Origin of the sequence: Staphylococcus sp. MI 10-1553 (genome assembly GCF_010365305.1) — a bacterium.
Classification (GTDB): domain Bacteria; phylum Bacillota; class Bacilli; order Staphylococcales; family Staphylococcaceae; genus Staphylococcus.
Window position 1 is genome coordinate 1,270,751 of record NZ_CP048279.1, and the last position, 24,955, is coordinate 1,295,705.

General features: G+C 34.9%; 31 protein-coding genes. 26 read left to right on the top strand and 5 right to left on the bottom strand.

Annotated elements, in window-relative coordinates:
- The first annotated feature begins 5 nt into the window (after positions 1-5).
- The 12 genes from GZH82_RS05875 (at position 6) to GZH82_RS05925 (ending at position 8,334) form a co-directional block, all read left to right on the top strand.
- The gene (locus GZH82_RS05875; protein WP_162681688.1) at positions 6-953 is read left to right on the top strand and encodes a peptidoglycan recognition protein family protein; all 948 of its coding nucleotides are present in this window, start codon (positions 6-8) and stop codon (positions 951-953) included.
- Between the two features lie 220 nt (positions 954-1,173).
- A complete protein-coding gene (locus GZH82_RS05880) occupies positions 1,174-1,719 on the top strand; it encodes a hypothetical protein (protein WP_238989663.1) in 546 nt (181 codons plus the stop codon).
- Between the two features lie 18 nt (positions 1,720-1,737).
- On the top strand, positions 1,738-2,103 hold the full coding sequence (locus GZH82_RS05885; protein WP_162681689.1) for a hypothetical protein: 366 nt from the start codon (positions 1,738-1,740) through the stop codon (positions 2,101-2,103).
- Between the two features lie 473 nt (positions 2,104-2,576).
- Positions 2,577-2,774 (top strand): hypothetical protein, encoded by a 198-nt coding sequence (locus GZH82_RS05890; RefSeq protein ID WP_162681690.1) that lies wholly within the window; start codon positions 2,577-2,579, stop codon positions 2,772-2,774.
- A gap of 221 nt (positions 2,775-2,995) precedes the next feature.
- Complete coding sequence (locus GZH82_RS05895; protein WP_162681691.1) at positions 2,996-3,247, top strand: hypothetical protein; 252 nt, start codon at positions 2,996-2,998, stop codon at positions 3,245-3,247.
- Between the two features lie 479 nt (positions 3,248-3,726).
- On the top strand, positions 3,727-3,915 hold the full coding sequence (locus GZH82_RS05900; protein ID WP_162680748.1) for an XRE family transcriptional regulator: 189 nt from the start codon (positions 3,727-3,729) through the stop codon (positions 3,913-3,915).
- Between the two features lie 411 nt (positions 3,916-4,326).
- Positions 4,327-4,890 (top strand): restriction endonuclease, encoded by a 564-nt coding sequence (locus tag GZH82_RS05905; RefSeq protein ID WP_162683016.1) that lies wholly within the window; start codon positions 4,327-4,329, stop codon positions 4,888-4,890.
- A gap of 188 nt (positions 4,891-5,078) precedes the next feature.
- Positions 5,079-5,183: a hypothetical protein gene (locus GZH82_RS05910; protein ID WP_162681692.1), complete on the top strand. Its 105-nt coding sequence runs from the start codon at positions 5,079-5,081 to the stop codon at positions 5,181-5,183.
- A 696-nt stretch (positions 5,184-5,879) separates the two neighbouring features.
- A complete protein-coding gene (locus GZH82_RS05915; RefSeq protein ID WP_162681693.1) occupies positions 5,880-6,095 on the top strand; it encodes a hypothetical protein in 216 nt (71 codons plus the stop codon).
- 983 nt (positions 6,096-7,078) lie between these two features.
- Entirely contained in the window at positions 7,079-7,408 is a 330-nt protein-coding gene (locus tag GZH82_RS14255) for a hypothetical protein (RefSeq protein ID WP_238989664.1), read from the top strand.
- Positions 7,409-7,420: 12 nt separating this feature from the next.
- Entirely contained in the window at positions 7,421-7,858 is a 438-nt protein-coding gene (locus tag GZH82_RS14260) for a hypothetical protein (RefSeq protein WP_238989665.1), read from the top strand.
- Between the two features lie 371 nt (positions 7,859-8,229).
- Positions 8,230-8,334 carry a hypothetical protein gene (locus tag GZH82_RS05925; RefSeq protein WP_162681692.1) on the top strand — a complete coding sequence of 35 codons (105 nt, stop codon included), beginning with the start codon at positions 8,230-8,232 and terminating at the stop codon, positions 8,332-8,334.
- Between the two features lie 390 nt (positions 8,335-8,724).
- On the opposite strand, the gene GZH82_RS05930 is transcribed toward GZH82_RS05925, so the two are convergent.
- A complete protein-coding gene (locus tag GZH82_RS05930; protein WP_238989666.1) occupies positions 8,725-9,279 on the bottom strand; it encodes a site-specific integrase in 555 nt (184 codons plus the stop codon).
- Positions 9,280-9,314: 35 nt separating this feature from the next.
- Entirely contained in the window at positions 9,315-9,560 is a 246-nt protein-coding gene (locus GZH82_RS14265) for a hypothetical protein (RefSeq protein WP_238989667.1), read from the bottom strand.
- Positions 9,561-9,975: 415 nt separating this feature from the next.
- On the opposite strand from GZH82_RS14265, the gene GZH82_RS05935 reads away from it, so the two are divergent.
- A complete protein-coding gene (locus GZH82_RS05935) occupies positions 9,976-10,173 on the top strand; it encodes a P-loop NTPase family protein (protein ID WP_203232858.1) in 198 nt (65 codons plus the stop codon).
- A 275-nt stretch (positions 10,174-10,448) separates the two neighbouring features.
- On the opposite strand, the gene GZH82_RS05940 is transcribed toward GZH82_RS05935, so the two are convergent.
- Positions 10,449-11,426, bottom strand: coding sequence for a leukocidin/hemolysin toxin family protein (locus GZH82_RS05940; protein WP_162681694.1), 978 nt, complete (start codon positions 11,424-11,426; stop codon positions 10,449-10,451).
- A gap of 1 nt (position 11,427) precedes the next feature.
- Positions 11,428-12,360 carry a leukocidin/hemolysin toxin family protein gene (locus tag GZH82_RS05945; protein WP_162681695.1) on the bottom strand — a complete coding sequence of 311 codons (933 nt, stop codon included), beginning with the start codon at positions 12,358-12,360 and terminating at the stop codon, positions 11,428-11,430.
- A gap of 499 nt (positions 12,361-12,859) precedes the next feature.
- Between GZH82_RS05945 and GZH82_RS05950 the strand changes: the two genes are divergently transcribed.
- The 11 genes from GZH82_RS05950 (at position 12,860) to menC (ending at position 23,329) form a co-directional block, all read left to right on the top strand.
- Positions 12,860-13,408 (top strand): histidine phosphatase family protein, encoded by a 549-nt coding sequence (locus tag GZH82_RS05950; RefSeq protein ID WP_162681696.1) that lies wholly within the window; start codon positions 12,860-12,862, stop codon positions 13,406-13,408.
- Positions 13,409-13,549: 141 nt separating this feature from the next.
- Positions 13,550-14,620 carry an L-ascorbate 6-phosphate lactonase gene (gene ulaG / locus GZH82_RS05955; RefSeq protein WP_162681697.1) on the top strand — a complete coding sequence of 357 codons (1,071 nt, stop codon included), beginning with the start codon at positions 13,550-13,552 and terminating at the stop codon, positions 14,618-14,620.
- A gap of 27 nt (positions 14,621-14,647) precedes the next feature.
- Entirely contained in the window at positions 14,648-16,075 is a 1,428-nt protein-coding gene (locus GZH82_RS05960) for a PTS ascorbate transporter subunit IIC (RefSeq protein ID WP_162681698.1), read from the top strand.
- A 23-nt stretch (positions 16,076-16,098) separates the two neighbouring features.
- Positions 16,099-16,377: a PTS sugar transporter subunit IIB gene (locus GZH82_RS05965; protein ID WP_162681699.1), complete on the top strand. Its 279-nt coding sequence runs from the start codon at positions 16,099-16,101 to the stop codon at positions 16,375-16,377.
- A 12-nt stretch (positions 16,378-16,389) separates the two neighbouring features.
- The gene (locus GZH82_RS05970) at positions 16,390-16,857 is read left to right on the top strand and encodes a PTS sugar transporter subunit IIA (RefSeq protein WP_162681700.1); all 468 of its coding nucleotides are present in this window, start codon (positions 16,390-16,392) and stop codon (positions 16,855-16,857) included.
- A 16-nt stretch (positions 16,858-16,873) separates the two neighbouring features.
- Entirely contained in the window at positions 16,874-17,512 is a 639-nt protein-coding gene (locus GZH82_RS05975; protein WP_162681701.1) for a 3-keto-L-gulonate-6-phosphate decarboxylase UlaD, read from the top strand.
- Entirely contained in the window at positions 17,512-18,375 is an 864-nt protein-coding gene (locus GZH82_RS05980) for an L-ribulose-5-phosphate 3-epimerase (RefSeq protein ID WP_162681702.1), read from the top strand. The genes GZH82_RS05975 and GZH82_RS05980 overlap by 1 nt, the downstream gene beginning before the upstream one ends.
- Complete coding sequence (gene araD / locus GZH82_RS05985; RefSeq protein ID WP_162681703.1) at positions 18,368-19,063, top strand: L-ribulose-5-phosphate 4-epimerase AraD; 696 nt, start codon at positions 18,368-18,370, stop codon at positions 19,061-19,063. The genes GZH82_RS05980 and araD overlap by 8 nt, the downstream gene beginning before the upstream one ends.
- 63 nt (positions 19,064-19,126) lie before the next feature.
- Entirely contained in the window at positions 19,127-20,761 is a 1,635-nt protein-coding gene (locus GZH82_RS05990) for a BglG family transcription antiterminator (protein ID WP_162681704.1), read from the top strand.
- Between the two features lie 175 nt (positions 20,762-20,936).
- Entirely contained in the window at positions 20,937-22,340 is a 1,404-nt protein-coding gene (gene menE, locus GZH82_RS05995) for an o-succinylbenzoate--CoA ligase (RefSeq protein WP_162681705.1), read from the top strand.
- A gap of 2 nt (positions 22,341-22,342) precedes the next feature.
- Positions 22,343-23,329, top strand: a complete 987-nt coding sequence (gene menC / locus GZH82_RS06000) for an o-succinylbenzoate synthase (RefSeq protein ID WP_162681706.1) — start codon at positions 22,343-22,345, stop codon at positions 23,327-23,329.
- Here the strand turns inward: menC and yidD are convergent.
- Positions 23,305-23,556: a membrane protein insertion efficiency factor YidD gene (gene yidD, locus GZH82_RS06005; protein ID WP_162681707.1), complete on the bottom strand. Its 252-nt coding sequence runs from the start codon at positions 23,554-23,556 to the stop codon at positions 23,305-23,307. The two genes, menC and yidD, sit on opposite strands and share 25 nt — an antisense overlap.
- A gap of 58 nt (positions 23,557-23,614) precedes the next feature.
- On the opposite strand from yidD, the gene ytkD reads away from it, so the two are divergent.
- Both ytkD and GZH82_RS06015 read left to right on the top strand, forming a co-directional pair.
- Positions 23,615-24,085 (top strand): RNA deprotection pyrophosphohydrolase, encoded by a 471-nt coding sequence (ytkD, locus tag GZH82_RS06010; RefSeq protein WP_162681708.1) that lies wholly within the window; start codon positions 23,615-23,617, stop codon positions 24,083-24,085.
- Positions 24,066-24,842, top strand: coding sequence for an alpha/beta hydrolase family protein (locus GZH82_RS06015; protein WP_203232859.1), 777 nt, complete (start codon positions 24,066-24,068; stop codon positions 24,840-24,842). The genes ytkD and GZH82_RS06015 overlap by 20 nt, the downstream gene beginning before the upstream one ends.
- Positions 24,843-24,955 lie beyond the last annotated feature (113 nt).

Here is a 24,955-nt window from a genome sequence, read left to right on the forward strand (position 1 = left end):
ACAAAATGGTTAAAGAAAAAATCGGTACATGGAACGGTGTACCCGTATATACGGATTTTTTGCCAATTGGGACACGTCGAAGCGGTCAAAGGCTCGTAAGTGGGAATCCTAAATTTGCGGTGTTTCATGATACAGGAAATAGGGATAGCACCGCTCAAAATAATGTCGATTATTATCGAAATACGTATAATATCGATTGGGCTTATACTGCATCAGCGCATGTGTTTGTGGACGATAAAGAGTGTATTATCTGTATTCCAGTGACTGAAAAGGCATGGCATGTATTGTATGATACGCCTATCGACAATAATTGGTACGGTGATGATGCGAATGATATCGCTTTTGGGTTAGAAGCTTGTTACTTTTCTGATAGGAATAGAACACGTAAGTCATTAGACAATGCGTGTCGTATTATGGGTGCGTTGTGTAATTCTTGGGATATTAACCCACGTAATGAAATGCCAGGCCATCAAGATATTCAGTACGATAAGCAAGATCCAGGCAATATTTTGGAAGCAGCGGGTTATGGCAGGCACGACATGCATATTATTGATGATTTGGTCGTTAAGTATATGAATGGAGATGCACCAGTGCCGAAAGTAGCCAAAACAGTGAGTCAGCCGAAGCAAGGTAAACCGCCTAAAACGGTGTGGGCATGGCATGGTATTTTCACTGCTTATGAAGATAACGACGATGCGATTGTCGTACGTCGCGCATTTGGAATGGATAAGGAAGAAGTGGACAGTGGTTCATGGATTTATCCAGGTGAATATGTAGTATTTGATCAAGTGATTAAAGATGTTAAAAACAAGATGTGGTGGATTCGCTTTAAGTATCAAGCGGATGGGGCTAATAAGAAGGATAATTTTTATATGCCGATTGGAAAAATTACTGATAAAGAAGGAAAATTGTTGAAAGAAAAAGCATTGTGGGGAAAATTAGAGGTTAAATAATACGTTAAAAAGTTCATACTATATTATATTTAAGGGTAGTCATTGCGGCTGCCCTGTTTTTTTATGCGTCAAGAAAGTAAATAGTGTTTTAGTTTCTTAACGCTATACATATTTCGGTGATAAATCATGGAACATTAAATTATTTAATTATTATTTCAAGTGCGCCCACGCCAATAAATTACTTGTAATAAGATTAAACTATGTTATGGTTAGAATCGGGATGTTATTAAAACTTGGGAGTAAAATTAAAACTAAGGAGTTTTTAAATTTGAAACTAAGAAAAACATTTGGATCATTGTTAGTGAGTGCAGTTTTATTAATGGAGATAAGTCCATTAGCAGATGCTAAGGCAAGCAATGTGAACAGTCAGACTTTTAAAACAGCCAATGATAGTACGGAAGCCAGATATGTAAGTGTCGATGGAGTTAAAATAAATAAAAATCCTGATTTGCCTATTAACCCAGAAGCGCAAAATCGAATTGGGGCTACAAAGATTGTTAAGACCGCTATTAAATTAATTATTAACAATAAAAGCAAGGCGGTTGCAGTGGTAGAAAAAGTAGGTGGAAAAAAAGCGGCTAATGCTTTTAATAAAGCATACACTCCTTTAGTAAAAGAGTTAAAGCCTTTGTTGAAATGGAGTGAAGTCCCTGCTAATGCAGTTAGGGATGCTGCTATTAGAGCGGGTCGTGCAGCTGGTTTATCTGAGTCACAAACCCATACTTTAGGAGTGACTTTAAAGGAAGCCATATCTTGGTTATTTTAATATATTTAGGAGGTTTATATGTTAAAAGAAAAAGAAAGTTTTAGATTACTTTATCAAGCTATACGCGAACTAGCAAATAAAATTGGAGATAATCAATTAGAAACTAATTCTGTTAGCTTATTATTGCTAGATTTCGATTTCGATCATGACGTTTTCGATAAATTATATTCGTCATTTTTAAAATATCTAGATAAAGTTAACTTGGATAGTATAAGTCACGGTGAACTTGTAGATTTAATAGATACTGCTCTTCCTGAAGGTAGAGAACTTAATACATTTATAAAGAATAAAATAATAATTGGTTTTGCTAATAATTATTTTCCAGAACTACAAGTATTAGCAGATAATATAAAATCTGATATGGGAAGTTTATTAAATCAATAATTCGATTTCTAAACAGTATTTAAGGTCAACTGTTGCGACGGTTGTCTATTTACCACCACACCCTAACAGGTGTGGTATTTTTTATGAGAAAAATCAGAAAAAGCTTGTGAAAAGGGGTTGTGTTGTCACGGTTCTCGTGATATAATGAATATAGAAATTAGGAAAGGGGTGAAGAAATGAACCGAGTCGAGAGAGAGGAAGCTCTCAAAGAAAAAAAGATAAGGCGTTATAAGGACATTACAGAAATTGTGCGAAATGTAATGGCTATCCTCATAAGCCTTATCACAATAATCAAAATGATAGTCGGGGGTTAATCCCTCCCTCGACTTCATTATATAATGAGGTGATAAAAATGACAAATAAACAGAAAGATATTATTGCGATATTCTTTAACATAGTAATAATCTTGTTATGCTTCTTTGGCATTGTGTATATGTTAAGTAATTAATTATCGACTCGGTTCATTTTAAAATATGGAAAAAGAAATATTGACAAAAGTTAAACAACTTCTTGAGAATCAAACAAGCTATAAGATTTCTAAAGAAACAAAGCTACCATACCAAACAATTCAGGATATAAAAAACGGTAAAACTAAATTATTAGAATCAAAGTTTAAAACTGTAATACGTTTATACAACTACCAAAAACAACTCGAGAAAGAGAATGAATAAAACCACCCCGCCTGCAATAGGTGGGGAGGGCGGTCAACCTAAATTCTGCACCCACTTTTCTGAAATTTCGTTTTTGGGTGCAGAGAAATAATTCTCAATATGTTTGTATGTGTTAAAACATTGATTTCACTAGCTTTTAATACCTAAAAAAATGTTATATATCCCAAACAGAACTATCAAGCTTAATTCTAGTGATGATAAGTCAAAGGAGGGGAAAGTTTATGATCGCAAAAAGAACGATAAAAATAAATTACAATAAAGATTCTGACACACTTTATATAAACTTTGAAAGACCTCTTAGTAGCACACATGATGAAGTCGACACAGAAGAAATTATTTTAGGTGTATACAGGGTTTATAATGAAATTATACCCTCTGTAACTTATCGATATGTAATACTTGACTACTCTTATCAAAACAAGGAAGAACTTGAAAGTCTGATTGGAATACAGTTGCCGCTAAACTTCAATTAAGTATATTTTTTTATAAATAATTGAAAATAATTGGCTGTATCTAATAAATGAAAGCAAGAAACTGTTGCGACGGTTACCTATTTACCCGCCACACCCTAACCGGTGTGGTATTTTTTATGAGAAAAATCAAAAAATTAGTAAAAAAGGGGTTGACTACGTTAGTAATCTAACGTATAATATAAGTATACCAAATAGAAAGGAGGGAAAAATAAATGAAGAAACAAAAAAAGCTCAAAAGCTTTAAGTTCTCGATAAAACTTAACTTGGCGGTTATCGTAATCGAGATAGCTTTTGAACTAAACTAAATAGCGGGAGGGTAACCTCCCTTTCAAATTTAGTATATAATGTTCTTCGTTTATTTGCAAACTATGAAGATAAAATATAGTGTTAGAAAAACGAGCAGAAAAGAAAAATTCGAATTTATAGCAGGTTTGCTATTTGCAGTATTGTTGATATGTATAGTAAAGGCGGTGTTTTGAATGAGAAATGAAATCATAAAACTACTTAATTCTAATATTAGTGCATACAAAATTAGTAAAGACACAGGCGTGAATGAAGCGACTATTAAGCAATTAAGATTAGGGAAGTCTAAATTAGATCGGTTAGGTTTATTGAACGCTGAAAAACTTTACAACTACCAAAAACAACTCGAACGAGAAAATGAATAAAATTACCCCGCCTGCAATAGGTGGGGTGAAAGTGTCAAACGCGTGTCAATTTAGTCTATTTTTGTCTAGTTTAGTCACAAAGTTAAAGCGTTGAAAATGCGATAATCACGCTGTTTCAGTGCTAAACACAATATAAAGGTTTTCCCTTGCTCTCCGTAATGAGCCGAAAAAGTTTAAACAACTTTTTCGGTGTTTTTTTGTTTTAAGTCTCAAAACGCAGTCATATCAAGGGTTTAACGCTACTAAATTAAATAAATAGAAAACAAAATTCAACTATACTAAACTTAGTTTTTAAAATTTTTTGGTCACAATTTGGCTAATAACGAGCGTGAAAAACGCAAATTTATTCACAAGATTCGTATCATTTAGTCACAAGCAATAAGCATAAGAAAGAGTGTATGAGGATTATGAATGAAAATCTATAAAGAAAAGAAACTTCAAAACCTATTGAAAAAATCTAATATGAAAGATATAGATAGAATGCGTGGATTAGATTTTGAGCTTTATTTAAAAGTTTTATTTAAAGAAATAGGTTATAAAGCGATAACTACAAGTGGCATTCATGATTATGGCGCAGATTTAATCTTAAAGAAAAATAACCATAAAAGAGTAGTTCAGGCCAAAAGATATGATTATAAAAAGAACGTATCTATATCGGCTATCCAAGAAATATTTGCTTCACGTTATTATCATCAAGCGTATGAGTGTTGGGTAGTAACAAATAGCTTTTTTACCAAAAGTGCTGTTAAATTAGCCAAAGCGTGTAATGTGCATTTGAAAGATAGGTACCAACTAGCACAATGGATTAATCAAATCAACCTGAACCAAACTCCAAAGCAAATCGTTACTAAAAATATTGATAATAGACATTGCCCAAAATGTGGAGGGAAAATGAAAATGCGAAAAAATAAACTAGGTAATTCGTTTGTTGGTTGTTCAAATTATCCAAATTGTATGTATACAGAATCTTTATGAATGAGTAGTGAAATTGTGTGTTGTTTTGATAATATAATTTAAAAACCAACTCAATATTAATTATTTGAAGATGGAATTAAATATAATTTTGTAGACAAATTATTGAGACCACTATAAAATAAAGAGGTGAGAAAGTTAGATAGATGGTGGCTAATCTCTTGATAAAGGGGTGATGCCTATGGTTATAGTTGTTACTCCTCGAAAGGATTAGCATGTCTGATTTTGAAATGCTGATGGTTGTATTAACAATCATTGGCTTAGTATTAATCAACAATAAAAACCAAAAAAAATAACCATCACTAACTTTGACGAGTATGATGGTTATTTTATAATCATTAAATTACAGCCACCGTCTTTTTAACGGTCTCACTGAGGCAATGCACTTAATGTGTGTTGTCTTTTCTATTTATAAATTAACATATGAGCATCATTTTGTCTAATACATTAGATGAACCAATTCGAAAACAGCTTTCTACAATATACATTCTGGTGCATTGATACACATATAGTTTATTGTAAAGTGATTTTTCGATGCACGAGAATGATAATCTCAGCGTGGTATTAAACAAATGTTAGAGAAATAACTCTATATGAACTACCGTTACCGATAATGATTAAAGAAATTTTTGATGATTAAGTGGCATGCAACGCTGATTATGATGAATTAAATATAGAAGAATTGAAAAGTCTCACATTGTGAGGCTTTTTTTATTGCACTTAATCCCTCCGATTAATGTAGGGATTAAGTGTTTTTCATTATGATAACCAGTTGAATTACTAATTGAGTTATGGTTTGTCATTGATTTACTGACGCATTTTAAATCACTCATTTCGCTTTTGCAAGTGTAAATGCACAAAATCTGATCTCATTGAAGGGGAGATATCAGATATTGCACTTGCTCAAGCTCTCATGAGCGCTTTTTGTCAATGCTGTAAATACAATTTACAAACCAACTCAATAATTATTAAAAAAACTGGAGGGGCTCAATATGAACTATCAAGAAATTAAAAAAATCCTAGAAAATAGTGAAGTCGAGGAAGTGGTAAAAGCTATATTTGCATATGAAACAGGTGAAGAAGATGAATCTTGTTTAAACTACTTAACAAATTATTACCTTGAGGGTGATATGGAAAGTTTATTAGATTGTGAGATTAGAGAATTACAAATGGAATGGAACTGGCAACGAGCAGTAAATAAACAATAAAAATCATTAAATTTAAGGAAAGGGGGTGATGCCTATGCTGTTCAAAAGTTTTTAAAGGGAGGGGGTGTTATCGGTGAATAGGATTGAACGAAAGAAGCGAGAACGAGATGAAAAAACTGTAAAAGCTAATTTGATACTTTTGTATCTAAACATAGCTCATACAGTTTTAGAAACTATAAGTTTATTAACTTGTTCTCACACATAGGGATTCCCCCCCCCTATGTGTTCTTTCTTCATTTTATCACAGGAGGGATACAATGAAAAGTGATTCAAAAAAAGTACTAGTCATAATGGTAATATTAACTGTCATCAATGTTATTTTAGCGTTTTTATAAATTACAAAATATTTGAAAAGCACTTAATCCATCTGGAAATGAGTGGACTAAGTGCTTTTTATTGTGATAACCAGTTTATTCTTAATTGTTTTCAGTTAAATTGATTAAGAAAGCGCTTAATACAAAAATATGATTAGGTGCTTTTCTATTTATAACCAAGTACGATGAGTAAAGTTTTATAATTGATTTACTGATGCATTTCAAAGCGCTCTCGATGCATCCACAAGTCACATCAGATTTCAGATGTTAACTTGCGCCAGCACGCAAAGCTTATTTATCAATGCTGTAAATGCAATATACAAAACATTACTTAAATTTTTAAGCACTTAACCATTCCTAAAAACAAAGTGGTTAAGTGCTTTTTAAATATTGCTAAAAAACGAACGTAAGTAGAGATTCTATATATCATATTTACGAGAGTTTAAAAAGAAATCCTAAACATTGCATAACATGACAGGTATTGATATAATATAGTCAAGAAAAGAATCGGCGTTGTGGCGCAGATATAAAAATTAATACTGCACGAACTAGAATCGGCGTTGTGGCGCAGATATAAAAATTAATACTGCACCGAAAGAAACAACTATTATTGTTTTAAGGAGGCGTATTTTACGCCTCTTTTTTATTAAATTTATGGAGTGAATAACAATGGAAGTTGTTCGTTTAAATCAAAACCTATTTAATAAATTACGAGGTAAGGAAATATCAAGCAATAAAAATGGTTCAAGACCATATTATTATTCTTTCAAACGCAATAATAATAGAGTTTGTATACCTTTTAGAACAAATGCACAAAAGGTACCTAATAAATATAAAGTTAATTTAGGAGGCGAACAGCCCGATAAACTCAATTCGGCTATCGATTTAACAAAATCTATAGTAATTAGTAATGATGAATATCTTAATAACAGGTCAAAAGCCAAAATACCACAAAATGTTAATAATTTTTTAAAGCAGCAAGCACTAGCTATTGAATAAAAATACGATACTATGTCTAAAGATTACATAAAAGCAAAAGCTAGTTTAAGTCAGATACCTTTAGTTAAATATTCAACTATGCAATACTTTCACAAAGAATTAAATATTCAAGATAGTATTGATAATCAACAAACTAAAAATGCTATTAATGAATTGATAACTAATGGAAGATCAAATAGATATAATAAATTACAATCTTCTCTGCCTAATGAAAAATTAGATTTGCTAGATGATTATGAAACTCTATACGAGTTTAAAAGTTTAACAGACTACCCAGCTAAAATAAATTTTAATGATATTGATAATCCTTATTTAGAAGTTGAGAAAAATAACAATCACTTTACTTTGTCTGCGTTAACTATTAAAAATGAACCTGAAAAGTATGTCAAAGTCTTTTTGAATTATGATATAGAGAATCAAAAAAATAATGATGTTGATTTAGATTTGTAAGGCCTAAGATTTTTGATAATGCCCTGTTTATTAGCGACAAAAGTAAGATCAATATTATATGAATAATCAAGGTCAAAAAGATAGAATCCAGCTAGTCAAAGAGTTTTACAACATACAAAAATAACACATACCTAAAAAAGCACTTAATCCATTGGATATTCTGTATTAAGTGCTTTTTGATAACCAGCTGGATCTGTTGGTAATTATGCCAGCAACCATGAATTAGAAACCAACCCAGTATCAATTGTTGAAAAGGGTATTAAATATAATTTTGTAGACAAATTATTGAGACCACTATAAAATAAAGAGGTGAAAAAGTTAGATAGATGGTGGCTAATCTCTTGATAAAGGGGTGATGCCTATGGTTATAGTTGTTACTCCTCGAAAGGATTAGCATGTCTGATTTTGAAATGCTGATGGTTGTATTAACAATCATTGGCTTAGTATTAATCAACAATAAAAACCAAAAAAAATAACCATCACTAACTTTGGCCGGTTAGATGGTTATTTTTTAATGTCAAACTATAGCTACCGTCTTTTTAACGGTCTCATCAAGGCAATGCACGCAGTGTGTTGCCTTTTCTATTTATAAATTAACATATGAGCATCATTTTGTCTAATACATTAGATTGAACACCGAAAAATAGCTTCCTGCAATAAGTAATATGGTGCATTAAAATGTACAACTGGTCCGTAAATTGATATCTCAATGCACGAGAATGATAATCTCAGCGTGATTTTTCATAAACTGAAATAAAAAAGACTCTACAATACATAATTAGCATTGTAGAGGAAAAAAAGACTGGGTATGACTTATATGAATACAAATATAATTTATCATAATATGCATTTTAAAGCAATTTTATTTAACTATCAGATAGTCCTTGAAGGTGTTGTATAAGTGATTCATCTTCAGCATCTTCATATTCTTTTAATAGATGTGAATAAATAGTGAGTGTTGTATGTATATCCGCATGACCAACTCTTTTAGATATATATTGAATCGTCATCCCTTGTGCCAGCAAGTAGCTACAATGTGTATGTCTTAATGATTTAAGCGTATAATGCTGTAACTTATTTTTGATGCAGAAATTTTTTAGTACATCATTAACTGCCTTATAAGATATAAAATTGACTTTGTTATGGAATATGTAACCATTTTGATTTTTGGGATGCTCTTCAAGTATTTCGGAGATGTACTTCAAGTCATCAAGCGGAACTTTGATTTTACGTTGAGAGTACTTATTCTTTCTATCATCAAGAAAGATTGTACTATTTTCTAAATCAAGATGTTCATATCGTAATTCACGCACGGGTCTAAAGCGTGATCCTGTGATAATGAGGATAAAAATACATAAATAGGAGAGATGCTTTTTTCCTTTCACATGTTTTAACAATAATTTTAATTCTTCTAAAGTCATGAATTTTTCATCCACAACCTGAGATGCTTTAAATCCTAGTGGTTTTGCGTTTTTTGTAGGATTGACTTTAATAAGCCCCTGATCGATGGCAGATTCAAATGCTTGTAATACTGTACAAAAGATATTTTCTGGCCAACATCAAACCCCTCAACTAATTCAGTTTGTTTAAGGCTCATTGCAGTCATTGCTAATTTTTTTGATATATAACCGCCTTTTCTATATCTTTTTCCTTTGTAGTAAAAGTCGTATTGGTATGTGTTGCCTCTTTTCGTTACTCTCATAGAATCACCTTTTATAGACATAATTTTGTTGATAAGTATATATAATACATTTTTCGCGTTCAAGTATATTTTAAAATTTAATTTGTAATAACATTTAAAATGCACGAACAAATACAAACGAAAGAAATTCAAAAATGAGCACATTCGTTCATATTTTTAAGAAGCGAAAGCAAATGAAAATCAATAAAAAAATTGCACAATATTTTTGATACGCATGCTAAAAGGGGTGTTTTTCACGTGATTTGAAATCTGCAAGAGAAATAAAAACTGGAATATGTCCTAATTTGCGTTTTAAGGTACCTACAATTTTATTAAATCGGTCTTTTTAAACCTTGGATTTAGCCAACTAGAAATGAATACGAAGAAGATTAATGAATGAAGTGGAGGAGAAGCGACTAAACTTAGTATTGCCAGATTGTTATTAGAACCTTCCAATGTATTAATTTTAGATGAACCTACTAATTTCTTGGATATTTTCACGATAGAAGCGCTTGAAAACCTTTTAATCAGCTACAAGGGCACAGTCATCTTTACAACACATGACCAAGCCTTTGTCGACAAAGTAGCCACACAAGTTTGGGAGATTAAAAATGGTCGCCTACATAGAAAATAAGTTCTAGTCTCAGCAGAAAATCACTTATTCTCATCACCATGCTTTGAAGTTTTAGATGATGGTAGCGTCATAAGTGATTTTTTAATGAGTACATTAGAAGAATAAGAAATAGGAAAATAAAATATACCCCATAAAGTGAGTAATAGTCTCATTTTGGGGGTATATTCCAATGCGTTACTTTCAATAATGATTTGATGTTTTAACTCATTAAAAATAAGCTATGGAAGAAAGATTTATTTCTAAAAAGTATAGATTATTGATAAATCTAATGCACGTTATGCAGGATTTTTCTCATGCGTTTTTGTGTCGATCAGATTGACTGTATGTGCTTTCCAGTCAACTTCATAAATCGAAGTGAATATAGCATTTCTTTGATTTTTATAGTTCTGACCTGTCCAATGAAAGCCATTCCAGTAATCTGTATAATTATCTAATTCTCTTTGATAAATGATTGTGATTTTTGATTTTTTAGCATCACTAGGTTTATGTGACAATACACTTAAAAATTCAGGATTAAAATTACCTCTTGCTAAAATTGGCATTTGATATGTTGGTAAGAAGTTTTGACCCGCGTTTAATTTACTTTGTCTGCCACCTAAAAATAATTCATTGCCGTAAATTTCATGGTAGCTATCTCGACCATATGGGCCCCAACCGCTGTTCATTATTTTATTTGCTTCAACATCCCAACCAATTGTTTTGTTATCAGTGTGTTTATTGATAGTTGTTCTATAACTTTCTTGTTTATAATTAATTGTTTCTGAAAATGACTCATTTCCATTTAACCCACCTGCTAAGCCTTTCGAGATACCAATATCTCCTCCAAAAGAGTAGCCTAGTGTATTTTGAACTTGAAACTCCTCATTTTGATTTTTAGGTGCATAGTCAACAACATTGACACCTTTTGCATCTGTATTGATTAAGATTGTATATTTAGCGCCCCAATAAAAATTTGAAAAGTTATAATCGTTGGGGTTAGGAGCTTGATAGCCTGAGTTAATATTACCTGCAGCTTTTAGGACGAGAGTATCCTTATCATAGTTTTTATCTTCAATAAAATTAAAAGTTAAAAGTTGAGAAATATTTAATTTATCAGAATCTGAAGTCGCAGTTGTCTTATACAAAGTGATTTTGTCGTCTACTTTTTCCTTAGATACAGGCGTAATTTGATTAGCAGCATAAGCAGAATTAGAAAATAACATAAATGCCACAGATGTTGCTGTAACGACTTTTATCAATTTGTCCATTTTCATTTTAATTATGCCCCTTTACTTTAATTTCGTGTGTTTTCCAATTCACTTCATATTTAATGACAAGGTTTCTATTCACCAATGCATTATGACGTCTTTCAGCGAATATGCCAGTTCGTGTGAAGAAAGTTGCGTAAGTAATGTCTAGGTTTCGACCATAAGCAATTTCGAATTCACTTGTGTCGCCTTTATCTTTTTCATGAGAGACAGTTGCGATAAACGATGGATTAAAACCACTATGAATTAATGGTGGTAAGTTATCGTCTGATACAAAAAAGTCTCTCGCATTAGGACCAATTGGACTTCTTACAAACAAGTGACTGTCGTATGCAGATAATTGTCCATCTTCAGAATTAAATGCATTTGCTTTAACTTCCCATTTAATATTTTTTGAATTTTGTTGAACGACTTCACTAATATAATTTTGTTGATTATAGCTAATTTTTTTTGCATAGTTAAATGCGCCTTTACCATTAATTGATGGTGCACTTTGGAAATTACCGCCAATCGTATAACCTAGTGTTTGACTTACATCTATGGTCTCAATTTTATTCTTTGGAAGATAATTAATTAATGAGACGTTCGGATCACTTGTTTTTAAAGCGATATTATATTGAAAAGGCCAAAGCAATCTTTTCGTAGCTTCATATCCTTTTCCTTTTACATCAGTGAAACTCGTTCTCGAATTGATAAACCCTTGCATTTTAATAATTAATGCATCTTTGTTATATTTGGGGTCTTTAACAAAGTCGAATTGAATGTTTTGAGTCACACCCCATTTTTTACTACTCACATCCTCTGTTCTTTTAATGATTTGTGCTCCTTCGCCGATCTCTTCTATATTGCTTGCGGCTGTGGCTCCTTCACTGTAAGGGGTAATCAGTGGAAGAACTAAGCTTATAGATAGTGTTGCGGCTAATAATTTGTTTTTTACCATATGAACCACTTTCTTTCTATTATGTACTTTTGATGCAATTTCATAATAATATATTTGTCTGAAATTTAAAATTAACTATTTATTAAAAGAATAGTAAACAAAATATATGTAAAATAGACACATTTTATACAATTTGATGAAAACACGTTCGTTAAAGGAAAGCGAGGTTTTGAAGGTCTAAATCAACTACGGTATTATCAATATATGCGGATAGCAAAATTTTGCTTAATGGTCAATTAATGAACTATAGTTTTTACTATTATCATAAATTTCGTTTTTGAAAATTGATACATGATTTACGGAAATATTAATTATTTATTAACTCTACACATATTTAATATTGAGTTGCCACATTTTCTCAAATAGGAAGTTTGATGTTAACGATTTAAACTTTCTTATCAGCAAAGAATATTTGAGGCAACCTTTCTTAAGTGAAAAATATAATACATTATATAACATGGAAGTAGAGGCAAAAGTATTTATGAAAAGGGACATCAATATGGTAAAAACAGTTTATTTTGTAAGACATGCGACGAGGGATCATACGGTGAAGTCAGATACGGCGCCACTATCAGAAATAGGGAGACGAGAAGCGGAAAGACTTGTGGATTGGTTTGAAGGGAAGTGCATCGATGCCATTTACTCGAGTCCGTATGCGCGTACGATTGAAACTGTAGTACCGCTTGCAAGTGTTGCTAACTTAGATATTCAAATAGTAGAAGGTTTGAGAGAACGCGTCATCGGTGAATGGGTGGATGATTTTTATACATATGCTGCCAAACAATGGATGAATTTTGATTATCGATTACATGGTGGGGAGTCGTTGAAACATGTACAGCAACACATCGTACCGAGTTTTCAAGACATTTTGTCACAAGAGACAGGTGAGACAATTGTGATCAGTGGTCATGGTACGTCACTCGCTGTGCTCTTTCATTCATTGACGGATGGGGCATTTGCTTATGAACAGTTCAAACAGATGACAATGCCTGATGTTTATACTTATAAGGTTGATAAGAAAGCTTTAAAACGTGCATATTTGAACTAATGTATGCTTAAAATTGAATATTTTTATACGCGAACAGTCCAGTGATGTACATGTTTTTTGTGCATATATTGGACTTTTTCTTTTATAACAATAGGCATAAACTGAGAACAAGTAAGCGTTTACATATTTTGAAAGGAGTGCATGACTTTGAATCATATTAATGAAGTAACGAAGGAAAAGTGGATTTTGAGTACTTTTCCGGAATGGGGCACTTGGCTCAACGAAGAAATAGAAAACGAGGTTGTGGAAGAAAATACTTTTGCAATGTGGTGGTTAGGTTGTACGGGAATTTGGTTGAAATCTCACGAGAACACGAATATTTTGTGCGATATGTGGTGCGGAACAGGTAAGCGTACACAAAAAGTTGGGAAAATGAAAAAAGGTCATCAGATGCAACGAATGAGTGGTTGTCAAAATCTACAACCGAATTTACGTGCGCAACCTTTTGTCATTGATCCGTTTGAGATTAAAAATGTGGATGCTTTAGTGGTGACGCATATTCATTCAGATCATTTGGACATCAATACAGCGGCTGCAGTGATGCAAAATACTCATGAAGATGTACCATTTATTGGTCCTCAAGAAGTGGTCAACACATGGAAAAAATGGGGTGTGCCTGAAGAGCGATGTATCGTCGTTAAGCCGGGTGATTCCGTACAAGTGAAAAGCATTGAAATTCAAGTGTTAGAAGCGTTTGACCGTACCGCACTTGTAACAGCCGATCCTTCTGTAACATTGAAAGGTAAGTTACCTGTTGATATGGACGAAATTGCGGTGAACTACTTATTCAAAACGTCTGGCGGCTCACTGTACCATGCGGGTGATTCACATTATTCGAATACGTTTGCGAAACACGGTAATGCACACGATGTCAACGTAGTCATTGGTGCATTTGGTGAAAATCCAAGAGGTATTACGGATAAAGTAACGTCTGTCGATATGCTTAGAATGGCGGAAAGTTTAAAAGCGGATGTTGTCATTCCAGTGCATCATGACATTTGGACGAATTTCCAAGCCGATCCTAAAGAGTTGTTATTACTATGGGAGTTTAAACGTAAAGTATTAAAGTATCAATTTAAGCCTTACATTTGGCAAGTTGGTGGTAAATTTGTATTCCCGAAAGATAAAGATGATTTAGAGTACCATTATCCACGTGGTTTTGATGATGTATTCTCTACAGATACCGATTTACCATTCCCATCATTTTTATAAGCCATATGCATGATAGGAGGGAATCACATGCAAATATTTATGAATGGGTTTACGTGGTTTAGTAACAATATTTTATCTAAACCGGAATTTTTCATAGGCATTATTGTATTTATTGGTTACGCATTATTGAAAAAGAAACTTTATGAATGTTTTGCGGGCTTTATTAAGGCAACAGTGGGTTACATGATTTTAACGGTAGGTGCAGGGGGATTAGTTGCGACTTTCCGACCGATTCTTGCAGGTTTAGGGGAACGCTTTGGTTTGAAAGCGGCAGTTATTGACCCTTACTTTGGCTTAAATGCAGTTGATGGTGCGTTGAAGTCAATTGGCTTAACGACGTCATACACGATGTTAGCGCTATTGGTTGGCTTTTTACTCAATATCGTTGTCGTGTTATTACGTAAATTTACTAAAATTAGAACGCTATTTATTACAGGGCACGTCATGGTACAACAAGCTTCGACGGTAACTTGGATTATTTTCTTAGCATTTCCAGAGTATCGCAACTTTGTCGGTGCGATTTTAGTCGGTATTATCGTAGGGCTATATTGGGCTGTAGGTTCAAACTTAACTGTTGGTCCGACACAACGTTTAACGAATCATTCAGGGTTTGCGATTGGTCATCAACAAATGTTTGCGATTTGGCTCGTTGATAAAATTGCGCCTAAAATCGGTAATAAAGAGAAGAACTTGGATAATATTAAACTGCCAAAGTGGTTGTCTATTTTCCATGACAATATCGTTGCTACAGGGACACTGATGTTACTTTTCTTTGGTACGATTTTAGTCATTTTAGGTGAAGACTTCTTGCGTCATTTAGATCCTAAAAAGTTCCCAGAGACTTTATCTTTTATGACTTATGTCGTTTCAAGTTCGTTATCGTTTGCAGTATATCTTGCAATTTTAATGATGGGTGTGCGGATGTTCGTTGCCGAGTTAACACAGTCTTTTCAAGGTATTTCAAACAAAATCCTGCCTGGTTCACTCCCGGCAGTTGACTGTGCAGCGTCCTATAACTTTACACCTCAAAATGCGATTTTATTTGGTTTTATTTTCGGCTCTATCGGACAATTTTTAACGATTCTCGGTTTACTTGTGTTCCATTCACCAGTGTTAATTATTACCGGATTCGTACCTGTGTTCTTTGACAATGCCACAATAGCAGTGTTTGCGAATAAAGTCGGTGGCACACGAGCTGCCATGATTTGTTCGTTTATTTCTGGTGTTTGTCAAGTCGCGATAGGTGCCATTGCAGTTGTCATTTTTCAACTGTACAAATTTGGAGGATGGCATGGCAATATCGACTTTGAATTAATTTGGCCAGGTTTTGGTGCGTTGATGCAACATTTTGGTTTGGTTGGTTATGTGGCGATTGTCATTATTTTATTAATCATTCCACAGTTACAATATCGTCGTGCTAAAGATAAAGCAGCTTATGATACAGGGTTCGAATAAGATGAAGAAATGAGGGAAATATCATGTTGAAAATTTTAGCAGCTTGCGGTAATGGTATGGGGAGTTCGATGGTCATTAAGATGAAAATTGAAAAATGTTTACGCGAATTAAATGTCAATGACTTTGTTGTAGATTATTGCAGTGTAGGTGAAGCGAAATCACAAGCGAGTAGTTATGATGTCGTTTTTGCGAGCAAACATTTGATTCACGAGTTAGAAGGGCGTACTTCTAGCAAATTGCTCGGTTTAGAAAATTTAATGGATGATGAAGAAATTAAAGAGAACTTAAAAACTGTCATTTAAAGGTGATGTGCGATGTTATCGTTTAAAGAAAGCTTAATTACAGAAAAATCGATTTTGTTAAATCAACATGCGGACTCATGGGAAGAAGCGGTGCGAATTGCGACGCGTCCATTAGTTGAAAGTGAAGCGGTGAAACCAGAATACGTTGATGCCATTATTAAAAGTACGCATCATTATGGGCCATATTACTTATTAATGGAAGGGATGGCAATGCCACATGCGCGTCCTGAAGATGGTGTGAACAGAAATGCCTTTTCATTGGTAACATTTGATACGCCGATTCCATTTTCGGATGGCAAGCCTGCACAAGTGTTTGTCGTACTTGCGGCGACGTCTGCGGAAATTCATACAAGCATTGCGATACCTCAAATCGTTGCGGTTTTTGAAATTGAGAACATTATTGAAAAATTAACTTCGGCGACTTCAGTTGAGGATGTATTCGCCATTATTGATCAAGCTGACATGAGTCAATATTTATAAAATTGGAGGTCTAGCAATGGGATTACCGTTATTACAAATTGCTTTAGATAATCAAAATATTCCAGATGCGATTACAACAATTCAACAACTTGGTGATGTCGTTGATATTGTAGAAGTGGGAACGATTTTATGTTTACAAGAAGGAAAAGCAGCTATTGAAGTGATGCGTGCGCTTTATCCTGATAAGTGCATACTTGCCGATACGAAATGTGCAGATGCGGGTAAAACAGTCGCTCAAAACTGCAAAGATGCCGGTGCAAACTGGATGACGGTCATTTGTTCAGCAACACTACCTACTATGGTGGCTGCACGCAAAGTGATGGATGACTTACAAGTTGAACTATATGGCGACTGGACATTTGAACAAGCACAACAATGGTTGGACAATGATATTCAACAAGTCGTCTATCATCAAAGTCGAGATGCATTGTTAGCAGGCGGAACGTGGTCAGATGCAGACTTGGATAAAATTCGTCGACTGATTGAGATGGGCTTTAAAGTTTCTGTTACGGGTGGATTAGAACTTGATACGATTGAAAAATTTAAAGGCTTAGATGTGTATGCATTTATAGCGGGTCGCAGTTTAAGAGAAGCAGCTTCACCACATCAAGCGGCTTTAGATTTTAAAGCGGAAATTCAAAGGGTGTTTGGATAATGATTTATTTAGGCATTTATGAAAAAGCATTACCCAATCAAGTCGACATTGAGGACCAATTAAAAATGGCTGAGGATTTAGGATTTCAATTTTTTGAGTTGTCTATTGATGAGACGGATCACCGGTTGGCACGTTTAGACTGGGGACAAGATAAAATTAACAGCATTGTGAAGGCACAAATCGACACAGGTGTTGCCATTCAAAGTATGTGCTTAAGTGGTCACCGCCGTTTTCCGTTTGGTTCCGCTGATGCATCTAAGCGTGAAGAAGCGATGGTCATCATGAAAAAAGCTGTCCAACTTGCACATCAACTCGGCATTCGTGTGATTCAGTTAGCAGGCTATGATGTGTATTATGAGACGAAAACAGCAACTTCGAGACGTTTGTTTATCGAAGGTGTACGTGAAGCATTAAAAATAGCTGCAGAAAAGCAAATCATACTGGCTATCGAAATTATGGACGATCCATTTATGTCGAGTTTAACGAAATATATGGGGATTAAAAACGAAATCCAACATCCGTTATTGAAAGTGTATCCAGATATCGGTAATTTGTCAGCGTGGCCCGAAAACGATGTGAAGAAAGAGTTAGCATTAGCGGCGCATGAAATTGTAGCGGTTCATTTGAAAGATACACGTGCGGTGACAGAAACTTTCGAAGGTCAGTTTAAAAATGTCCCTTTTGGAGAAGGTTGTGTTGATTTTGTGAATGCATTTCGTGAGTTAGAGGCAATTCAATATCATGGACCATTTTTAATTGAGATGTGGTCAGAAAATGCAGCCGATCCACTAGCAGAAATTCAAAAAGCTAAAAACTTTATTATGGAACAATTAAAAGAGAGTGGTGCATATCAACATGAATGATGCAATTATCAAACAACATGTTTATGAAGCGAATATGCAATTACCTAAAAATAATTTGGTAAAATTGACTTGGGGAAACGTCAGTGTGATTGACCGTGAAAAAGGTATCATCTGTATTAAACCAAGTGGTGTGCCGTATTCAAAAATGAGACCTGAAGATATGGTGATAACTGATTTAGATGGGAAACCTTTTGATAATCAATTAAAGCCGTCATCAGATTTAGCGACACATGTCTACTTATACAATCATATGGACAATGTTCAAAGTATCGTCCACACTCATTCGTTACATGCGGTGGCTTATGCACAAGCCGGGCGTGATATTCCGGCATATGGCACGACACACGCAGATACGTTTTATGGTCCGGTACCGTGTACGAGAAGTTTGACTAAAGAAGAAGTAGCGACGGATTATGAATTGAATACAGGCAAAGTCATCGTAGAAACATTTGAACAAAGACAAATTGATCCGGTAGCAATACCAGCAGTGATTGTGAATCAACATGGCCCATTTATTTTTGGCACATCTTTAAAGAAAGCAGTAGAACATACGATTATTTTAGAAGAAGTTGCTGAAATGGCAATGAAATCTGAAGTGTTAAAGCAAGATATGAATGAAATAGATGGGTTTCTATTAGACAAACATTATTTTAGAAAACATGGTGCCACTGCTTATTACGGTCAATAAAACAATTAAGACATTCCTTTTCACATATAAAGTCTGATGATATTGAAGGAAGTGTGATTTCTGATGGTTGATTTCGATAAAAAATTGTTGTGCTTTTTAGATTACTTTAAAAAGCGACAAAAGTTTAAAAGTGTGAGTCAAACTGCGAAGGCCATTGGTGTATCGCGACGTATGATTTATTACTATATTAACAAATTGAATGACATTCTAAAGTTGTCAGACATGTCTCCAATATCAAAAGATGACGAAGGATACTTTTATATTGAACCGTTGCAGTCTACAGTGATTGAAACTTATTTTCATCATAAAGCATCCACGACGAATTACATTTTTAAGAGGGCAGAACGTATTATTTTGATAGCATCCGCCATTTTGTTAAGTCAAAAAGTGCTCAGGGTGAAAACGTTTGAAGACTATTTTGATGTGAGTAAAAATACAGTCATTAGCGATTTGAATGAAGTGAAAAAATGGTTGGCTCGCTATCAAATCCCTCTTTTAAATGATAAAAAGCAAGGGTACTATGTCGATACAGCTGTTAATTTTGAACGCAATGTCATTTATGAAATGATTAAAATGATCGAAATTGAAGATTATCATGCGTTATTTGAAAATATGCTGACATTCAATCAAGAAGCTTGTCTTATTCATCAATATCAGTCGTTTGAATATGAATTTTATCGTGCTTTTGATCAGTATGAACATATGTTACATAAAAAGATATCGTTATCTAATAAGCGGATTTTATGTCGATGTTTATTTTTAACGCTCATTTTTCATTCGGAGCGACCCATTGCATTGGAAATTCATCAAGGTCAAATGATTGAGAAACGTTTAGAATATTATATTAGCCAACAGTTAGTCGAGAAATTGAAAGACAATATGCCGACGATAGCGACCGAAGTCCATTTTATTGCGATTCAACTGCTTTGTATTAGTAAAGATTATGATTTTTATTATGATAGTGAAAGTTTTAAAGATTTGATGTGCATTAGTGAGATGTTTATTGATGCATTTGAACGTCAAACTGAAATTCATTTTAATGATAGAGCTGTATTTGTCGAGCTGATTCAAACGTTGATGAAAGTTGTTTATTACAGACAATTTTTTGGTTATGCGGATCGTTGTAATGTGACAGGGGAAATGGATAAGGAAATTAAAAATTGGTCGAAACTAACCGCACAAATTATGGAACAACTGTCGCAAACGCAGCAGTTTCAACAAAAATTTAGAAGACCTTTAAGTGTGTCAGATTTATCAGAGTTTGCTTATACGATTCAATCATTATATATTGAACATCAAACGCCTGAACATCATATGGACATTATAGTCGTGACGAATATTTCTAAAGTGGAACAACGTATTTTGTATACGAAATTAAACGACTTGTTGCCGATTGGTCATTTTCATGGGCCATATTCTGAACGTGAAGCGACATTGTTGTCTCAAAACTTTGATTTATGTATTACGACATCTACGTATTACAATCATCCGAACTGCCAAACGATACATATCCATAAATATTTGACTTTGAAAGATTATGAGACACTTTATCAATTGAAACAATATCGCTTGTCTTTGCAACAACGTAAATCCGAAATATTTCAGATTATTGATAATGAACAATTGTCGAAAGAGGAAAAATTTAAATATATCGAACAGTTATACGAAACGAAAATGCGATTGCAAAAGGAAATGTAGTGATTGCGTTGAACAACTGAATGACATTGATTTGAGGTGTGAACAACGACTTTACTCAAGTAGTGAAGCATCGTTGTTTTTTATGTCAATTTGATAACTCAATTTTATACGATGCAAGTTTATAGGATAAGGTCTATAATAGATGTAATGAATCTTTGTTTTTGGGGGGACACATATGGAACACTGGCTCGTTCAAAAGGCCAAACAACATCCAAACAAGATAGCAATCCAAACGATGAATGAAACAATCACATTTCAATCGTTATTGCACCGAGCGACGATAAAAGGAGTGCAACTCAAACAATTACAACGTACACGGCTCGGTTTATATTTAGATAATTCATTGGAAGCGGTGATTTTAATTCACGGCGCTTGGTTATATGATATCGAAATAGCACTCATCAATAACCGTTTAACACCATTTGAAATTGATCGTCAAATGGCGTCGATTGGTGTCGATTTAATTGTGAGTACAGCAGAGCCACAAACATTAAACACATCAACCCTTGTGATACAATCTGATAATCTTGAAATGCCAACAACGGATTTAAATATGGCAGTAGACACGTTTGATTTTCATCTACAAAAGATTGCTTCGATTATGTTTACATCTGGGACGACTGGCCCGCAAAAAGCAGTACCACAAACGTTTGAAAACCATCGTATGAGTGCAGCGTCATGTCGGGAAAGTTTAGGTTTCTCTCATGATTCCAAATGGCTGGCGGTGTTACCGATTTATCATATTTCTGGGTTAAGTATTTTATTGAGAAGCGTCCAATACGGTTTTACGGTCTTTTTACTCGAAAAATTCAATACGGAGACTGTGATGGAACTGTTTCGAACTGAAAGGATTACACACGTATCGTTAGTGCCGATTACGTTAATGCGACTCATGGAACAAGGTTTGGATCAACCTTATGATTTGGAAAAAGTTTTGTTAGGTGGCGCAAAACTCGACGGGCAGTTTATTCGTCAAGCGTTAGACCGACAATTGCCTATATATAATTCGTTCGGGATGACGGAAACGTGTTCACAATTTTTAACTGCTGATCCGACGATGTTACAACGCAATCCGAATACAGTAGGGCATGCAAGTTCGGACATTGCACTTAAAGTAGTTACACCAGATGCCAATGGTCACGGGGAACTCTATGTTAAAGGTGGCAACGTGATGCAGGGTTATTTGTATCCTGAAAATATGAACCATGTGTTTGATGAAGAGGGCTATTTCAAAACAGGGGATATTGCGAGTGTCGATGAACATGGTGACGTTGTGATTTATGACCGCCGTAAAGATTTGATTATTAGTGGTGGAGAGAATATTTATCCTTATGAAATTGAGTCTGTCGCGAAGTCACATCCGTTTATTGCCGATGCGATGTGTACAAGTATTACGGATTCGGCATGGGGGCAACGGCCTATTTTATATGTTGTCACAAGGCAATGGGTGTCAGATATTGAATCATTTCTTGAAGCCCGTTTAGCGAAATATAAATTACCCGTGCATATTTATTTTGTGAAGGCATTACCTTATACAAGCACTGGGAAACTTCAAAGACGGATATTAAATGAGGGATGACCATGCAATTAACTGACATGCAATTTTATCTTTATGAACCATCATTCATCTATCCGATTCATACGCCGAAAGTGACAATGACACACCGAAAAACATTGTTTGTGAAATGGACGGATGATCTGCAACAATCATGGTTTGGGGAATGTAATGCGTTTGACACAGCTTGGTATCATCATGAGACGATTAACGATGTGATGCATGTATTAAAGATATGGTTTGAAGATGTACGAGGTCTTGATTTGAAGTCATTTGTAGAGGCGCAACAGTGTGTGGCAAGGTTAGATCCATACCCGGCTGCTCGTGCGACAGTGATGATGGCATTGTACCAAATGTTTCACAGCCTCGAATCGTTTCACGTGCCAATGACGCTGACGATTAATGGCGACTTCACGCAACGGATGATGCGACTCGATGGTGTAGGTCGGATTAAAATCAAATGGACGCCACAAATCATGGACCAAGTGAAAATGTTAGCGACGATGTATCCAGATATTCCGATTTCGACTGATGCGAATCAAACGTTAACAGAATTGGATACCGAGACGTTAAAGCGATTAAAACCGTATCTTGCATTCATTGAAGAGCCTTTCGAAACATTGGATGTCGAAGCGGATTATACCCATTTTCCATCGATTGCACTCGATGAACATGCGACAAGTCTCATAACGACAGAACAGCTCATTCAAAATGCACATATTCAAACCGTCGTATTAAAACCATTTCGTTTAGGTGGGATGGATCGTGTGTTAGACGCAATGCAAGTGTTGCAAGATAAAGGGATTCGTGTCGTGATAGGTGGTATGTATGAATGTGGCTTGAGTCGATATTTTACAGCATGGCTTAGTCAACGGGGCGATTACGCAGGAGATGTGACGCCGGAAGGGTTTTATTTTGAGCAAGATGTGACAAACAATGCAGGCCGGTTGCACAACGGACAGTTATATTTCGAACCGCCCGTAGTGAATCAGTCTTTATTATTACCGTTATGATGATGAGATGATTTTTTTAATGGTACAGGATCAAAGCCGCCTTTATGAAACGGATGACATTTTAAAATGCGTTTCAAACCGAGCCAACTTCCTTTAAGTGCACCGTGAACTTGTATCGCTTCTAATGTATAATTGGAACATGTTGGATAAAAACGACACGAAGGCGGTGTCAGTGGCGAAATGAAACGCTGATAAAAACGGATAGCGTAAATAAACAGTGTTTTCATAGTCCAATCCTCCTTCAATCAATCATATTGTAACACAGAAAGAAAGGGCGTATGGGGCGTGAAGTTTACAGATGAAAATCAGCAAACCGTCATTTTAACGTTTAAAAATGATGCTGATGAAAAAGATGGGGGTCATGTGCTAGCGTTACCTATTTATGAACAACAATTGGTATTAACACAACATCAACAACGCGGCATTGAATTTCCAGGTGGTAAACGTGAAGCAGGTGAATCAAGTTTAGATGCATTAAAGCGCGAGTTGTATGAAGAAACGGGCGCTTTAGCTGAACATATTTATTATATTGCGCAGTATGAAGTGCAAGGAGAACATGATTGTTTTAAAAAAGATGTTTATGTCGTCATCGTTAATGCGATAGATTGCGATGTGCACTATCACGAAACGATGGGTCCTATTTTAACCCGTTCGATAGATGCGATTGATGAAGCGGATAAAAGTTATTTATTAAAGGATCCTGCCATATTACGATGTGTCGAAAGGATGAGAGCACTTGGCTTTTATCAAGAGTAAAAAAATGCCAGTCTTTATAGAAAATCACAAAATAGAAGAATGGACGTACGAGGTCAATGGCTTACATGTGAAAGGTCTAAATGTAGCACCTCATCAACCTGTGAAACGAATTGTCATGTATTTGCGTGGCGGTAAAGGTCAAGTCGGTCGTGTACGTCTTGCGAGAATGTTGCAATTTATTACGCCAGATACCTTGGTGTTTGCGCCGTATTATCGTGGTAACAACGGGAGTGAAGGGAACGATGATTTTGCAGGTGCGGATTTGGCGGATGTCACGGTTGCAGCAGACATGTTAAAAGCACGTTATCCAGAAGCTTCATTACATCTCGTCGGTTTTTCACGTGGCGGAATCCAAGGGTTGTTGACATTCCAAACCGTTTCGGCAGATAGTTATATCATTTGGGGTGGTGTGACAGATTTACATTTAATGTATGAAGAGCGCGTGGATTTAAGAGGGATGCTCAGAAGAATGATTGGTCACCCTAAAAAAGATATCGCAGCTTATGAGTCGCGGAATGCATTGAGAGACATTCACGCGGATGCGCCACCCATTTTCATTGTTCATGGTGGAAAGGATATACAAGTTGGCATTCATCAAGCTTACTTTTTAGAAGAACATCTGAAAAATGTGGGTGCACGGTATGATACTTTCTATCAGATGAAAGAAGGGCATGTGCCCCGTCCGCCAGCGATGAAACATGTTCTAGAACGTATTCAACAATGGATGACTGATATCGAAAAAGGCACAAAATTTTAAAATATACACGTCATGTGAATGTCGTAAAATGAGCAGAGAAACTGAGCGGCTCATTTGAAAAGACAGGGGCATGACGTGTTTTATTTTGAGATGTAAAGGTTACGAGCATGGTT